This is a genomic window from Candidatus Pantoea floridensis (assembly GCF_900215435.1).
Classification (GTDB): domain Bacteria; phylum Pseudomonadota; class Gammaproteobacteria; order Enterobacterales; family Enterobacteriaceae; genus Pantoea; species Pantoea floridensis.
Genome location: NZ_OCMY01000002.1, coordinates 120,939 through 135,868, shown reverse-complemented (window position 1 = coordinate 135,868; position 14,930 = coordinate 120,939). Strand labels below are relative to the sequence as shown.

Sequence of the window (14,930 nt, the reverse complement as noted above, 5' to 3'; positions counted from 1 at the left end):
CTTACACATGGCAAAATAATAATCGCTGCCATGATAAAAACAAGGGTTTGCGCGGCTTTGCGGCTGATGACATCCCTGTTCAGGCAGACAAACTATGAAGCAGACAGATTCCCTGGCTGTCACCGTCATCGCAAAGCAGTCCAACGGTGCAGGCAATGTATTACTCACATTGGCGAGTGAAGATGACCAGCCGCTGCCGCCTTTCACGCCCGGCGCACATATTGATGTGGAGATTCCCGGCTGCGGTAAACGCCAGTATTCGCTCTGCTCCACGGCCGCCAATCATTACCAAATCTGCGTGCGTTTGGATGCGCGCTCAACCGGCGGTTCGCGTTGGCTGCATCAGCAGCTGGCAGCGGGCGATGGCTTGCAGATCTCTTCTCCGCGCAACCATTTCCCGCTGCCGCAGGCGCCGCGCACGCTGCTGTTTGCGGCCGGTATCGGTTTAACGCCGCTGCTGGTTATGGCCGAAGCATTAGCCGCACGCCAGGCGGATTTCACGTTGCATCTCTATCTGAAACGCGCCGATGAACTGGCCTTTTGTGAACGTCTGGCAACGTTGGGGCCGCACGCGGTCATTCACTACAGCAGCGAAAGCGACAGCCTGCGTCAGCGCATCCCGGACGATCTCAAACAGCCGCATAACAGCGCATTGATCTACTGCGGTCCCGCAGGTTTTATGGATCATCTACAGCAGCTGGCGCAGCAACAGGGCTGGAAACTCGACCAGCTGCACAGCGAGCGCTTCAGGCCCAGCGACGCACCGCGGCTTGTTGCTGATAGCGCTTTTGAAATCGAAATTGCCTCTTCCGGTGCGCGCTTCGCCGTTAGCGCCGATCAAAGCATCGCCGAGGTGCTCGAGGACGCGGGCATTGCGATCGAACTCTCCTGCGAACAAGGCATGTGCGGCGCCTGCATCACCGGCGTATTAGCGGGCGACCCCGATCACCGCGATGATGTGCTGAGCCAGCACGAACGTGCTGCCAATGATTGCATCGTGCTGTGCTGTTCACGCGCCCATTCTCCTCTGCTGGTGCTGGATTTATGAGCCGCTTTTTAGGTGCAACAGGCGCACGTTTGCCGCGCTGGTTATTGCCAGAAAACTGGCCGTTGATAAACAACCAACCGCAACTGGCGACCTTGCATTTCAACGCCTCAGGCCTGCAATTTGAACCGACCAACGCATCACAACCTGCGGGTTATCTGGCGCTCCACGGTGCGCTGGTGTTACCGGCCTTTGTCGAGCCGCATGCGCATCTGGATAAAACCTTCACCATCGAACGGAGCCCGGCGCAACAACCAGGGCTGCTGGCGGCGATTGCGGCGATGCATCAGGATCGCGTGCATTGGAACGCCGAAGATTTGCAGCAGCGCGCCACGCAGGCGCTGCACTGGGCGGCAGAAGCCGGCGTAGGTTTGCTGCGCACGCACATTGACTGGTTCTCGGTTGATGCACCATTAGCGTGGCAAGTGATGGGCGATCTGCACCATCCGCTGTGCAGCATCGAACGCGTAGCATTGGCTCCGTTGCCCTTCTTCACCGATGCCAGCGATGCGCAGCACATTGCCGCACAGGTGGCGACCAGCGGTCCAGGCGCGCTGTTGGGCGGCTTTATTCACAGCAGCAACTGGGATGCGCAGGCGTTTCAGCATCTGCTGGATGCTGCAGAGCGGTGGCAGCTGGATGTCGATCTGCATATTGATGAAGAACTTAACCCGCAAGCGCAGGGATTACGCTGGCTGGCGCACTATTTGCAGCAGCATCCGTTTAGCGGGCAGATCACCTGTAGCCACAGCTGTGCGCTGTCACAGCAGGATGACGCAGCGCAGATTCTTGCGGTGCTGGCACAACACAAGGTCAGGCTGATTGCGCTGCCGCTCACCAACCTGCTGTTACAGGACGCGGTGCCAGGCCGCACGCCACGTCAGCGCGGTTTGACGTTGGTGAAAGAGGCACAGGCGTTAGGCATTCCGCTGCTGCTCGGTGCCGACAACGTACAAGATGCGTTCTGCCCGTTCGGTAGTTATGACCCGCTCGATACGCTGTTTAGCGGCTTGCTCAGCCTGCAACTGGGCGCGGCGTTTGATGAAGCTTCGGCGCTGATTTGCCAGCGCCACGCGCTACAGGGCAACGACTTGGTGATATTTCCTGATGCCGATGTGGCGAGCTGGCCGTTACGTCAACGCCAGCGCTATCGGCTAAAAAACGGTGTGCGTTATGGAGAAACAACAAATGGCGCTTGATGAAGGAGCGGGAAAACCGCTGGCGAAATATGCTGCGTGGCGACGCGCGGGCGACTTTATTTTCCTCTCCGGCATTATTCCGGTGAATCCGCAAACTGCCACTATCGTGCGCGGTTACGACGACATTCCGCAAGCAGCGCAGCGCCTGCTGGGTCGTACGGGTGAATTCTCTACCGACATCAAAGAGGGGCCGATTCTGGCGCAGAGCTGGTACGTGCTGGAAAGCATTCGCGCCACCATCGAAAGCGCGGGCGGTCAGATGAGCGATGTCTTCAAGCTGGTGCAATATTTCCGCAATCTCGATCACTTCCCCCACTACAGCCGGGTACGGAAGCAATTTTTCCCCGATGCGCCGCCGGTTTCTACCGTGGTGCAGGTGAGTGAAATGCTGCCGAGTGCGGACGTTTTAATCGAAGTTGAAGCCACGGCGTGGTTGCCGCAATAACACGAGGAGTTCAAATGTTGCATGGTTATATTCCGGCAAACCGCTTTTTGCCGTATCTGAGCTGGACTGACATCGCCACGCTGGACGATAAAGCCAATACCGTTATCGTGTTGCCGACCGGCGCGATTGAGCAGCATGGTCCGCATCTGCCGTGCGCGGTGGATAGCGTAATCTCATCGGGGGTGGTCGGTCATGCATTGGCGCGTTTACCCGCTGACATTCCGGCTTACGCCATCCCGCCGATTACCTACGGCAAATCAGATGAGCATCTGCATTTTCCCGGTACGCTGACGCTGACCGGCGAAACCCTGCTGCACACCATTCTGGAGATTGGCGAATCGCTTTATCGCGCCGGTTTCCGCAAATTTCTGATGGTTAATGGTCACGGTGGCCAGCCGCAGCCGCTACAGATGGCGGCACGCGAGCTGCGCCTGCGCCACGGCGACATGATCATCATCATGCAAGACACCTTCAAAGTGCCGAACTGCGCTGAAAGCTTTATGGACGACCAAGAGCGGCAAATGGCGATGCACGCCGGTCACGCCGAAACCTCGCTGATGCTGGCGCTGGCACCGGATACCGTGCAGATGGATAAAGCGGTCGCCAACTATCCGCCGGCATTCCCCTGTCCGACGCTTTCAACCAACAAACCAATGGCGGCTTGGGCTTCCTATGATTTCGGCCCGAGCGGCGTAATTGGCGATCCCTTGCCCTCCACGCCTGAGCAGGGTGCGGCGATCCTCGAGTCGCTGGCGGAAAGCTGGGCACAGGTTATTACGGAAATCCATCAGATGACGTGGGTGACACGCGCCGAACCGGCGTGGGGCACCGGCCAGTGGCAAGGCAAAGTATTAGATCACAACGACGCAGCCGCCTTTTTACAACCGCGCTAGGGACTATTGATGAAAAAAACATTGAGCATTGTTGCCGCACTTGCGCTGGCCCTCTCGGCCCCCGGCATGGCGGCTGAAAAATTCACCTTTATGACCAACTGGTACGCGCAGGCCGAACACGGCGGCTTCTATCAGGCGCAGGCGCAGAATCTGTATCGTGATGCGGGTCTCGACGTCACCATCAAAATGGGCGGCCCGCAGGTGCACACCATGCAGTTGATGGCCGCAGGCCAGGCGGACTGCATCATTAGCGATAACATGCAGGCGCTGGAAATCTGGCAGCAAGGCGTGGAAGCGATGCCGGTGGCGACCACCTTCCAACACTCGGCGATTGCCTTTCTTACCCATCCGGATGTGAAAAACCAAGCCGATTTGCAGGGTAAAACCTTCCTGCTGGCCGCCGAAGCCTACACCTCGTACTGGCCCTGGGCGCAGAGCGCGCTGAAGCTGAAAAATGCTCGCGTACGGCCTTACACCTTCAGCATTCAGCCATTCCTTGCCGATAAAACGCTGGTGCAGCAAGGCTATATCACCTCGGAACCTTATGCGGTGCAGAAAGCTAACGCGCAGGCCAATGTGTATCCCATCAGCGATTGGGGTTATCCGCCGTACGGCAACAGCATCGTGTGCATGAAATCAACCATTGAGAAACGTCCGGCCGCGGTCGCGGCATTTGTCAAAGCATCAATGCAGGGCTGGAAAAACTATCTGCACGATCCCAGTGCCGGTAACGTGCTGATCAAAAAAGAGAACCCACAGATGAGCGATGATCAGATTGCGTTCGGCATCGCGCAGATGAAGAAATACCAGATGCTGACCGGCGGCGATGCGCAAACCGGCGGCATCGGCATCATGACCGAAGCGCGTCTCAAACAAACCTGGCAACTGCTGGTCGATACCAAGCTGATCGATCCCGCCAAAGTGCCGTTTGACGGCAGCTACACGCTGAAATTCATCCAAGACGTTAAGGTACTGCCATGAATAGCGCCAGTCATCTAACGCTGCTCAACCAGGATGCGCAGGCGGTGCCGCGTTCGGCGGCGGCACCGGCGATTGAGGTGCTGTCGGCAGAGAAAATCTATCCCAACGGCACGCGCGCGCTGCTGCCGGTTGATCTCACCATTCGTCAGGGCGAATTTGTTTCGCTGCTGGGTCCGTCTGGCTGCGGCAAAAGCACCCTATTGAAGATGATCGCCGGGTTGATTGAACCGACGGATGGCAAGCTGATGCTGTTTCGCCGCGATCGACGTGAGAACCAGCGCGATCTACCACTGTCGTTCGTGTTTCAGGAAGCCACGCTGATGCCGTGGAGCAACGTGCACAAAAATGTGCGTCTGCCGCTCGATTTGGCCGGCGTACCGCGTGCTGAAGCAGATACCCGCGTACGCGAGATTCTCGAACTGGTCGGTCTCGGCCAGTTTGGTCACGTGCTGCCGCGCGAGCTTTCGGGCGGTATGCAGATGCGCGTATCCATTGCGCGGGGGCTGGTAACGCGGCCTAAAGTGTTGTTGATGGATGAGCCATTTGGCGCGCTGGACGAGATCACGCGCAACAAGCTGGATAGCGATCTGCTCGATTTGTGGCAGGAGCAGAAGCTGACGGTGGTATTTGTCACGCACTCGATTCAGGAAGCCGTTTTCCTGTCGCAGCGGGTGATCATGATGGCGGCGCGTCCCGGGCGCGTGGTGGATGATATCCGCATTGACGCCACCTCGCCGCGTGATGATGAATTCCGCGTCAGCCAGACCTTCACTCACTATGCCCAACTGCTGCAGCGCGGTCTGTTGGCAGCCAGCCAGGAGAGTCAATGATGAAACCGTTAGCGGCCCATCGTCAATTTCAGCAGTGGCTGTTCCCGGCCATCGTCGCCATCGCCATGCTGCTGCTGTGGCAGTTTCTGGTCACCACCTTTAAGGTGCCGGCATTTCTGGTGCCGTCACCGCTGGTGGTGGCGCAAAGCCTGGTGCAAAACTTTTCCACGCTGTTTATGTCGCTACTTTACACCCTGAAAATCACCGTGATCTCTTTTGCCCTGGCGATTGTGATCGGCTCGATTGTGGCGTTTTTGCTGGTGCAGAACCGCTTTATTGAAACCGCGCTGTTCCCTTACATCGTGTTTTTACAGGTGACGCCAATTGTCGCCATCGCCCCGCTGATCATCATTTGGGTGAAGGACACCACGCTGTCGCTGGTGGTGTGCGCCACGCTGATGGCGGTGTTCCCGATCATTTCCAACACCACCCAAGGTTTACGTAGCGTATCGCCAGGATTGCTGAGCTATTTCCGTCTCAATCACGCCTCGCGGATGCAGATTCTACTGCGGTTACGCATTCCTTCGGCGCTGCCGTACTTCTTCGGGGCGCTGCGCATCTCCAGCGGCTTGTCGCTGATTGGTGCGGTGGTAGCCGAGTTCGTTGCCGGCACCGGCGGCACCGATACCGGCCTGGCATACCAGATTCTCCAGGCCGGTTATCAGCTGAATATCCCGCTGATGTTTGCCGCGCTGTTGCTGATTTCACTGGCCGGCTTCCTGCTGTTCGCCCTGATGTCGTGGCTGACGCGCCGCGTGCTGGCGGCTTGGCATGAGAGTGAAATGAGCCCCAGTTAACATCGTAGGGTCGCCATTTATGGCGACCTTCTTACCAGGTCGCCATAAATGGCGACCCTACGGAAAACCTTTTTACACAGGAATAAAACATGTCTGATTCCGATCGCCAGTCTGCACTGGCGGCGCTGGTCGCGGCGTTGCCTGAACTTGACTGGATCAAAGAAGCGCCGAAGGTCAAGCGCCTGTCGCGTGATTTCCACTGGTTCAGCCCGGTGCTGAAACCCCAACTGGAAGAGAAATTTGCTGAACTGGCGGTGCGCCCACGTGATGAACGCGAACTCACGCATATCGTCGCAGCCTGCGCCAAAGGGCGTGTTCCGCTCAATCTGCGCGGCGGCGGCACCGGCAATTATGGTCAACTCATCCCGCTGAACGGTGGCGTCATGGTCGATATGACACGCCTCAACGCCGTTACCGCCATGGGGCACGGCACGGTGCGCGCGCAAGCGGGGATCCGTCTTGGCGAGCTTGAGGCACACACGCGTCCGCTCGGCTGGGAACTGCGCTGCATGCCTTCCACGTGGAAACTGGCCACGCTTGGCGGCCTGTTCGGCGGTGGCTTTGGCGGCGTGGGCTCGATCAATTACGGTCCGCTGGCCGCGCCAGGCAACGTGTTGTCAGTGCGGATGATGACCATGGAAGAGACGCCGCGCATTATTACGTTACAGGCGCCAGACGCGCTGCTGCTGCATCACGCCTACGGCAGTAACGGCATTGTGCTAGAGATCGAGTTGGCGCTGGCGCCCTGCCATGACTGGATAGAACGCCTCGATACCTTTGCCGATTTCCCAACAGCGATGGCATTTGCCGATGCGCTGGCACGCTCGCCGGGATTAGTAAAACGCCAGATTGCCGTATTTGCCGCTCCGGTGCTGGATTACTTCACCGATCTGGCCGCTGCTGATGTAGCGGGTAAGCATGGCGTGATTTCAGTGGTCGGCAGCGAAAGCGATGCACTGCTATCTTCGCAGGTAGCCCAACACGCTGGCCGCAATGCACTCCATTTCGCTGAAGGGGAAAACAGCGGCCATTCGCTGATCGAATATTGCTGGAACCACACCACGCTGCAGGCGCTGAAAATTGATAAAACGCTCACTTACCTGCAAACCGCCTATGAGGCGGAGAACTATCAGCAGCAAGCTGTAGCGCTGGAAGCGCAACTCTCCGATGAAGTGATGTCGCATATTGAATTCCTGCGCGACATGAACGGCAGTATCACCTGTAGCGGTTTGCCGCTGGTGCGCTATAGCGACGAAGATCGTCTTAACGCCATCATGGATATTTACCGCGCTAACGGCGTGAAAATAAACAATCCGCACGTTATTCATATTGAAGATGGCAAGCAAGGCACGGTGCGCGCCGATGTAGTGGCAATGAAACGGGCATGCGATCCGCATAATTTATTAAATCCCGGCAAATTACGCGGCTGGGAAGTCCGTGAAACTTTACCGGATGTCTCTATTCCGGGTGTGAATTAATCATTTTATTTTAATTAGGGATGTGCAAATGAAAACACTGAAAAGTGTCGGACTGGCTGCGCTGTTTTTCCCTCTGGCTCCGGTAGCAATGGCGGCCTCGCAGAGCAATATCAGCGATTGTCAGTACGACGCCAGCGGCGTAGAGAGTTTCACCGATATTTTCACCTGCGGTACGGTTAGTGGCAGTCTGCGTACGCTTTATTACTCCACGCACAATGCGTATTTTTCTAAAGGCTTTAATCAAGACACCACCAGCTACGGTGGTAGCCTGAAATATGAAACCGCCCCGGTATATGGTTTTCGCGCGGGCGTCAGTGCAATATTTTTACGCGGTATCGATCATCCCGATGAAGCACATACCATTAGCGATATTGGCACTAACCAAACCAATGTCGGCGAAGCCTATTTAAGCTGGCAACAGGATGACTTTAAAATTACCGCAGGCGATCAGCGTATCAATATTCCGTTCGTGGGCGACTACGACTGGCGTATTACCCCTATTTTGTTTCGTGGTGTAGATGCCAATTACGGTGACAGCACCAATTATCTGCATGCCACTAAAGTCTGGCGCTATAAGCCGTGGGGTGACGATCAGTTCCTGAACACCACCGCCTATACGGATATTGATGAACGCACCAATGGTATGTGGGCCATTGGCGGTGGACGAGGATCGCAGTGGGACGATAAAAATCTAACCGGTCAGTTATGGTATGAAGAGTACGCCGACTATTCACGCCTGGTGTATGGCGAAAGCCACATCCAGTGGCAGCAGACGTTATTCCAGCCGGATGTCGGACTACAATTCATGCGCGGCACCAGCGACGGAAAAGCGTTAGCAGGTGAAGTGAACAGCACGTCCTACGGTGCTCAGCTGGCGCTCGCTTTCACGCCTGCGCTGAGCTGGAAGTTGGGTTACGATCACATTGCTGCCAGCGCTAACAGTTGGGGCAACGGATCGCTGGTGGTGCCATATGCGCACAATAGCGCTTCGGGTCCATACTTCGCACAACCGTTCTTCACCAGTACTCAGGATTTGGGGAGCGGAAATGCCTATTCCACCAATCTCAATTATGTACTGAATGAAAACCTGTCGCTTGGTACGCAGTATTCGTTTATGGATCTCAAACCGTCAGCCTCTTCAGACAGTATTAATCAGTCTGAATATCTGGTTTATTTTACCTGGGCCTTCAGCGGCGTGCTCAAAGGATTGAGTCTCACCGATTTTGCCGGTGTACAAACCTCGCCGCTGTATGATGCGAAATTCTGGCAGAACCGTTTAAGTTTGCAGTACGATTTCTAACGAATAATCACGCCAGCAACGTGATGTTGCTGGCTTTATTTATTAATAAGGATCGGTGGCACTCAGCAACTCTATACTGCGTTCAGTACCGTTCACTCGGACCTTGAGAAAACGACGCGTGCGCCATTTGCCGTCCGCATCTTGTACGGCTTTTTCGAAGGTTGGGCCATGCAGCAGAAGTTCTTTATTATCGTTGTAACCAAAACCCACATTTTTATTTCCAATCCAGTGCTGCTCAAATGCCACCACCTTCTCGGCATCCAGGGTTTTACTCTCTTCCGCACTGCAGGCGGTATAACTTTTGCGGAAGATAAAGCACAAACCAGCCTGATAACGATCTTTACCGTTAGTTTCCACCAGCGCAATTGAGAAACCGGTATAAGCCGCAATTTTAACGTACAGCTTAGTCCGCGTTCCCGGCCCGGAAATATGCACTTTCACCACCGGACTGGAACCTTCGCTGTGCCAACTGCCAATGGAATCGGCATTATCACGCGCCTGCAAATAAATATTGGCGGAGCCTTCTGGGGTTCGGTTACTAAAATCGGTTTGCGTTTCACTTTGCGAAAGATATTGCGCCGTACCGACAATGCGCACGTGGATCTGCGTTGATGAACCGGAGAAGTTGAATTCACCGACATAGAACCATTGATCGGCATCTTTACGGTTATCCATGTGGTGCTGTGAGGTAATCACATCGTAATTAAGCGATCCCTGAATCACCGCGCCCCAGTCGGAAATTTCCAGCACGCCGCGATCGCCCTCTGAAATTAACGTCCAGGGTTCAATTCCCTCGGTGCTGTAATCAAAACCAGCACTTTGATTATGAATACTTTTTTGAATGATCGTGGCGCGACAATAGCCCAGCTTCAGTGGATACTGCGTAGATTCAATCGCCAGACCTTCTATCACCCATTGCCCATTGGTGAGATCCCCCGCGTATTCTGCGTGCTCAATCCAGCCGTTACGAATAAAGGATTGCGTACAGCGCGGCAGATCCAGCGTGGGTTTAATTGTGCTGCCCTGCAAATTGAAATTTGATAGCTCAATGGCCGTTGAGTGATCCCATGCGCCCCGCTCTTGATCGGACCAGCGTGCGTAGACAATGCTGTCCTGACAACCGCGTGAATAGAACTGATCGATTTTACAATCTAACGTGTCGATTAAATCCAGGGCGCGTCCACCAAGATAGCGGAACTCCATGCTGCTCACGCGCAGAAATTGGCCGCCAGTAATGATATTGGCAAAGAATCCCACTTTATTGAATGCGGACCCGCCATCTTCACCGCTGTTCGAACTCATCCCTTTGACGACGAATCCAGAGATTTCAACGTAACGCGCGTTAACCTTAAAGAAATGCAGTCCGCGCGGTTGAGTATTCCAGTTAAACAACAGTGTCGTCGTTGGGAAATAGCCAAAATTAACCGACGCGCCGGTGACCTTGAAGCGATTAATTTCAGTGTCTGAGATATCAAACGTCGACATGCTAAACACGCCAGCCGTAAAGCGAATACCCGCCGAAGGCAGCACGCGCTGTGACCAGGCGAACATCCGCTTTACCGCATCAATACAGTCGGTTTTGCCATCGGCTACGGCGCCAAAATCCAGCACGGTTACCGCGTTATAATCAAAAAGTACCCGTTTCCAGCGCTTATTGCCTGGCGTGACGAAAATCAAACCTCCATCGTCAATACTTTTGGTGTCGGTAGCATCGTAAATAAATACACCGCCGCCATTTTTGGTGCCGCGAGTATATTCAAGCACTGATGCAATTTCGCCAGGCGCTGAAGGTTCGGTGGCTTTTAATTCTGCAATGTCGCGTAGCTGTATAACGCTTGCGGCACCGGTGAGGGCATTTTGTGGAGTGATATTGGTATTGCTTGACGTATTCGCCATGGTCTACCCCTGAAATAATAAGAGAAGTGACTGCACCATGGAGTATAAGTAATTGAAATTTAATATGTTACTGAGTGCCATGCTAATTAAAGTCTTTTAAAATATGCCCATTAATCTCTTGAGAGCAACGCTATGATTTTTGATAAAAAGCGCAGCGGCTCACTCGCTGCTTTACAGATTAATCGCAGGCGCCATGTTGTTATCATCGGTACGATAAACGCGGGCGAACATCACATTTAAAGCCTCATACCTTAATGACATGACTGTTTATTTCAGCAATCAATTAAAAAGCCTGTTGAACCGATGCAGGGTGGCCAGCGCTCCTCGCTGCTGGCCACATGATTAAAACGTGGCGTTTACGCCGACATTCCACGTCACCTGATGGTAGTCACTGTTACCGCCCACCGTAGAAACCCCCGCAAACGCATTGACAGTTTGCCCAAGCGGCACGTTGGCACCAACGGACATATCCAGCCAATTTTTATCGCCCGCCTCAATGCTGCGCGCGAAGGATGTGCTGGTTGACTTCAATCCGGCCCGTACCGTGGAATCAGTATCGCCAAATTGGTGGTTATAACTGACCTGCGCCCAGGGATTAATCAGCCACTGTTTGCTATCAATTCGCCATCCCACTGCGCCAATCTGAGAATGAGTGGTTTGATCGGAGTAACGCATTGAGGTACTGCTGTCACCGTTTTCGCTGTAGCCGCCAACCCGGCCATAATCCAGCGCGTAACTCGCTACGGGCCCGGTATTTAGGTGTTCGCCCAAAGGTAACGACCAGCCGGTTTGTACTCGCATACCCAGTAATTTACCGCTGCTGTTGCCCTGTTCGGTGCGCGTAGCCGGGCCGATATGAATGTCACGCTCTATGCTGTCGAAATCGAGATCGGCATAGTGCAAATCAGCGTTGATCCAGCCCTGATCGAACAGCGTAAGCTGGCTGTAAATGGCCACTAGATTACCGCGCAGCTTGTAATCAAAGTTTGATGAGGGTTCCTGACGCTGGTTTGCGTTGGAGAACAGCACGCCGGTTTGCCAGTTATCGGTAAGCTGATAGCCGATACCCAGCGTCAGATTGGTGGTGTTAGCATCGCCGTTGTTCCAGCTGTCACCCTGATAATCTCTGTGCTGCCCGGCATAACCGCCGAATACCGTGAATTGCCCGGCGCTGGCCGGTTGCTGGCGCTGCTGCTGCAAATGCCCATCCAGCGTATTGTGCATGTCACGCGCCATCATCAGGGGGGACTGCGACAGCGCTGCCACTTGCGCGGGTGCATCAAGAACTGATTGGATGTAATCCGCGATCATCGCATGCACGGCCGGGCTGGGATGCAGATGATCGGCAAATAGATACGCTTGTGCGCTGGAGAAACCGGGTGCGGCCGAGGAACATTCTGCCGCCGATGTGCCTAACGGACACGCCATGCCGATGGTATTGGATAAGCCATATTGCGTGGGATTAGCAATCACTTCATTGAACAAACCGGCGATATCAACACGCACAATGTTGCCATTCAGCTGCGCTAACCCCGCTTCTTCTTGCTGATTGTAGCCATCTGACAGTGCGGTAACCTGCTCACTCAGCGCCTGCCAGGCCGCATAAAGCTGTTTAGCCAGCGCATCACGCACCACCGGGATGGTTGAAATCTGCCCTGCCGCCTGGGTAAAAGCATCCTGCACCGCCTGCTGACGCGCCGCCGTATTGGGTGTTGCCACGTCATCCAGCGACTGAAATGCCGCCGCCAGTGCGGGCGTCGCGGCTGACCCCAGGACACTCAGCACCGCTTCCACCATATAGGGCGTCGATCCCAGCTGCGGCACGTTGGGGACAATCACCGCGCCCGCACCGGCATCAAGCAGCGTTTTTACCTGTGCCACCGCCGCCGTGGCGCTGGTGCTGATGGTTTCACGCGCGGTCAGCGGATTAGTGACGGCCGCAGCAATATCATTAGCGCCAACCCAATGAATATAGAGGCCGTTACCGTCAGCGCGCCCGCCGGTGGATTGCAGATAGCTCGCCAGCTGATCTTGCGTGTTCAAATCAGGGTTGATGGCGGGAATCGTTACGCCATTACCCTGGGCATAATTGCTGCCACCGCGTGAAGAAGCCTGCAGATTTTGCCCGAGATGGGCCGCGAGAATCTCATCGTACAGCGGATGTTGCGCGCCATCATAGGTGAAGCGGCCCACGTTGCCGCCATCGCTTAAGCTATCGCCAAATACCGTCAAACTATCCCATGCCAATGCGGAAGCAGGCGTCAGCAAGCTGCTGAGCGTCGCGATGGCGACGGCGGAAAGTGCCCATTTGTGGTTTTTCATCATCAACTCCAAAAAGGTAACGCCCACGCGTCATGCCGCAGCAACGTGGGCTAGCAAAGTCGCATCCAGGATGCGCAAAGTAATAACAAGGACGTTAAACATCTAGTCAGGAAGCGGATTTATTACCAGTTCGATACCGCAAAAATGCGGGCGGCATTTCTGGCGCTGTTATGACATGCATTCAAATTAAACCTTTAGTTCTTCGCGCCGATAACCAAAGGTGAACCGCCAATCGGTTCGTTTAAAACATCAGGTAGGTTACTTAATGACCCCATGCGGCGCTGATGCGCAGAGAGACACCTTTTGAAGTGTCCGGCGAAGGGGAATCTTGCGGAGCAGTCGAGGTTACGCATCGTAGTCGTGACCCAACTGAAGCTGCACGCATTTCGTTCAACAGCAATCGCCTGAGGCTTCCCATGTTTGGTGTGAAAAAGTCGAGTCTTACATTGCCGTTTTCAAAGAGCGGCGATGTGCTTAAAGATATCAATGCGATCAAACAGCATGTTGCATGGATTGAGTTTTCGCCCAATGGCGAAATCCTTACCGCCAACCCACTCTTCCTTGAAACCACCGGCTACCAGCTGGATGAAATTCAGGGTAAGCATCACCGCATCTTCTGTAGCGCACATTACAGCCAATCATCCCGCTATCTCTCGTTCTGGCAAACGCTGGCGGCCGGAGAATCGGTAACGGGAATTTTCGAGCGTTTTAACAAGCAGCGTCAGCGTTTCTATCTCAGCGCCACCTATTTTCCGGTTAGCGATGAGAAGGGCCATGTGTACAAAGTCATCAAGGTGGCGTCTGACATTACCGAACGTCACCAGGAGCTGGAGCATAAAGAAGCCGTGATCACGGCGCTCGACCTCTCCATGGCGGTGATTGAATTCTCTCCGGAAGGTCAGATCCTGAGTGCCAATAGCAACTTCCTGACGCATATGGGCTATGAGCTGGCGGCAATTGTAGGCCAACATCATCGCCTGTTCTGTTTCGATGATTTCTATCGCGAAAACCCCGACTTCTGGCGCAAAATCGCTAAAGGCCAACACTTTGTCGGCCGCTTCGAGCGCAAAACCGCCAGCGGCGATCGCATCTGGCTCGAAGCCAGCTACAACCCGGTCTATGACGCCGATGGCAAGGTGTACAAGGTGATTAAAATCGCTTCTGACATCACCGCGCGCGTTGAGGCCGCCAAGCGTGTGGCAGACATTGCGCTCACCACCTCTGAAGAGACCTCGCAAATTACCGACAATGCCAATGAGGTGCTGGATGAAACTATCCGCAACTCCGGCCTGGTGGCGGTTCAGGTCAACGCGGCCACCGCGATTGGTGCTGAGCTCAACGCGTCGGCTAAAAGCATCAGCGAAGTGGTTGAGACCATCAACCTGATCGCCTCACAAACCAATATTCTGGCCTTGAATGCGGCGATTGAATCCGCGCGAGCCGGTGAAGCGGGACGAGGATTCAGCGTGGTGGCAGGCGAAGTGCGTCGCCTGGCAGCATCGACCTCCAGCGCCACCAAACAGATCACCCAAGTGGTGGAACACAACGCCAGTCTGATTGCGCAAATGCAACAGCAGTTGCATGAAGTGAAGCAGTTTGTGGTTACAGAGCAGGATAAAATCAGCGTCCTGTCACGCAGCCTGAGAGAAATAAACAGCGGCGTACATGAGTTTGTGAATGTGATTCATCGGTTGGATGTGTGATGCTGCGCCAGGTACGCAGCTTTGCGTCTTGGTCGCCATGA

12 protein-coding genes are annotated in these 14,930 nt (G+C 54.7%); 10 read left to right on the top strand and 2 right to left on the bottom strand.

The features are described from left to right. The first annotated feature begins 94 nt into the window (after positions 1-94). The 9 genes from CRO19_RS21280 to CRO19_RS21240 all read left to right on the top strand — a co-directional run bounded on the left by CRO19_RS21280 (position 95) and on the right by CRO19_RS21240 (position 8,968). Positions 95-1,048: a PDR/VanB family oxidoreductase gene (locus tag CRO19_RS21280; RefSeq protein ID WP_097097829.1), complete on the top strand. Its 954-nt coding sequence runs from the start codon at positions 95-97 to the stop codon at positions 1,046-1,048. Beyond that, positions 1,045-2,244 carry an amidohydrolase family protein gene (locus tag CRO19_RS21275; RefSeq protein ID WP_097097828.1) on the top strand — a complete coding sequence of 400 codons (1,200 nt, stop codon included), beginning with the start codon at positions 1,045-1,047 and terminating at the stop codon, positions 2,242-2,244. Before CRO19_RS21280 ends, CRO19_RS21275 begins: the two co-directional genes overlap by 4 nt. Next, positions 2,234-2,689, top strand: a complete 456-nt coding sequence (locus CRO19_RS21270; protein ID WP_097097827.1) for a RidA family protein — start codon at positions 2,234-2,236, stop codon at positions 2,687-2,689. The genes CRO19_RS21275 and CRO19_RS21270 overlap by 11 nt, the downstream gene beginning before the upstream one ends. 14 nt (positions 2,690-2,703) lie before the next feature. After that, complete coding sequence (locus tag CRO19_RS21265; RefSeq protein WP_097097826.1) at positions 2,704-3,582, top strand: creatininase family protein; 879 nt, start codon at positions 2,704-2,706, stop codon at positions 3,580-3,582. A gap of 9 nt (positions 3,583-3,591) precedes the next feature. Beyond that, on the top strand, positions 3,592-4,563 hold the full coding sequence (locus CRO19_RS21260) for an ABC transporter substrate-binding protein (RefSeq protein WP_097097825.1): 972 nt from the start codon (positions 3,592-3,594) through the stop codon (positions 4,561-4,563). Continuing rightward, on the top strand, positions 4,560-5,393 hold the full coding sequence (locus CRO19_RS21255) for an ABC transporter ATP-binding protein (RefSeq protein ID WP_097097824.1): 834 nt from the start codon (positions 4,560-4,562) through the stop codon (positions 5,391-5,393). Before CRO19_RS21260 ends, CRO19_RS21255 begins: the two co-directional genes overlap by 4 nt. Next, positions 5,390-6,190, top strand: a complete 801-nt coding sequence (locus CRO19_RS21250) for an ABC transporter permease (RefSeq protein WP_097097823.1) — start codon at positions 5,390-5,392, stop codon at positions 6,188-6,190. The genes CRO19_RS21255 and CRO19_RS21250 overlap by 4 nt, the downstream gene beginning before the upstream one ends. Before the next feature lie 89 nt (positions 6,191-6,279). After that, positions 6,280-7,668, top strand: coding sequence for an FAD-binding oxidoreductase (locus CRO19_RS21245; RefSeq protein WP_097097822.1), 1,389 nt, complete (start codon positions 6,280-6,282; stop codon positions 7,666-7,668). A 28-nt stretch (positions 7,669-7,696) separates the two neighbouring features. Then, positions 7,697-8,968, top strand: coding sequence for a TonB-dependent receptor (locus tag CRO19_RS21240; RefSeq protein WP_176519229.1), 1,272 nt, complete (start codon positions 7,697-7,699; stop codon positions 8,966-8,968). Between the two features lie 42 nt (positions 8,969-9,010). Here the strand turns inward: CRO19_RS21240 and CRO19_RS21235 are convergent, their stop codons facing one another. Both CRO19_RS21235 and CRO19_RS21230 read right to left on the bottom strand, forming a co-directional pair. Beyond that, complete coding sequence (locus CRO19_RS21235) at positions 9,011-10,864, bottom strand: putative phage tail protein (protein WP_097097820.1); 1,854 nt, start codon at positions 10,862-10,864, stop codon at positions 9,011-9,013. Between the two features lie 342 nt (positions 10,865-11,206). Further along, positions 11,207-13,186 carry an autotransporter outer membrane beta-barrel domain-containing protein gene (locus CRO19_RS21230; RefSeq protein ID WP_097098330.1) on the bottom strand — a complete coding sequence of 660 codons (1,980 nt, stop codon included), beginning with the start codon at positions 13,184-13,186 and terminating at the stop codon, positions 11,207-11,209. A 416-nt stretch (positions 13,187-13,602) separates the two neighbouring features. Here CRO19_RS21230 and CRO19_RS21225 point away from each other — a divergent pair, with 416 nt between their 5' ends. Further along, a complete protein-coding gene (locus tag CRO19_RS21225; RefSeq protein WP_097097819.1) occupies positions 13,603-14,889 on the top strand; it encodes a methyl-accepting chemotaxis protein in 1,287 nt (428 codons plus the stop codon). Positions 14,890-14,930 lie beyond the last annotated feature (41 nt).

What these genes read in the sequence shown, in the direction of transcription:
- CRO19_RS21280 (WP_097097829.1), top strand. Translation starts at nt 95, where the DNA reads ATGAAGCAGACAGATTCCCTGGCTGTCACCGTCATCGCAAAGCAGTCC.
- CRO19_RS21275 (WP_097097828.1), top strand. Translation starts at nt 1,045, where the DNA reads ATGAGCCGCTTTTTAGGTGCAACAGGCGCACGTTTGCCGCGCTGGTTA.
- CRO19_RS21270 (WP_097097827.1), top strand. Translation starts at nt 2,234, where the DNA reads ATGGCGCTTGATGAAGGAGCGGGAAAACCGCTGGCGAAATATGCTGCG.
- CRO19_RS21265 (WP_097097826.1), top strand. Translation starts at nt 2,704, where the DNA reads ATGTTGCATGGTTATATTCCGGCAAACCGCTTTTTGCCGTATCTGAGC.
- CRO19_RS21260 (WP_097097825.1), top strand. Translation starts at nt 3,592, where the DNA reads ATGAAAAAAACATTGAGCATTGTTGCCGCACTTGCGCTGGCCCTCTCG.
- CRO19_RS21255 (WP_097097824.1), top strand. Translation starts at nt 4,560, where the DNA reads ATGAATAGCGCCAGTCATCTAACGCTGCTCAACCAGGATGCGCAGGCG.
- CRO19_RS21250 (WP_097097823.1), top strand. Translation starts at nt 5,390, where the DNA reads ATGATGAAACCGTTAGCGGCCCATCGTCAATTTCAGCAGTGGCTGTTC.
- CRO19_RS21245 (WP_097097822.1), top strand. Translation starts at nt 6,280, where the DNA reads ATGTCTGATTCCGATCGCCAGTCTGCACTGGCGGCGCTGGTCGCGGCG.
- CRO19_RS21240 (WP_176519229.1), top strand. Translation starts at nt 7,697, where the DNA reads ATGAAAACACTGAAAAGTGTCGGACTGGCTGCGCTGTTTTTCCCTCTG.
- CRO19_RS21235 (WP_097097820.1), bottom strand. Translation starts at nt 10,864, where the DNA reads ATGGCGAATACGTCAAGCAATACCAATATCACTCCACAAAATGCCCTC.
- CRO19_RS21230 (WP_097098330.1), bottom strand. Translation starts at nt 13,186, where the DNA reads ATGAAAAACCACAAATGGGCACTTTCCGCCGTCGCCATCGCGACGCTC.
- CRO19_RS21225 (WP_097097819.1), top strand. Translation starts at nt 13,603, where the DNA reads ATGTTTGGTGTGAAAAAGTCGAGTCTTACATTGCCGTTTTCAAAGAGC.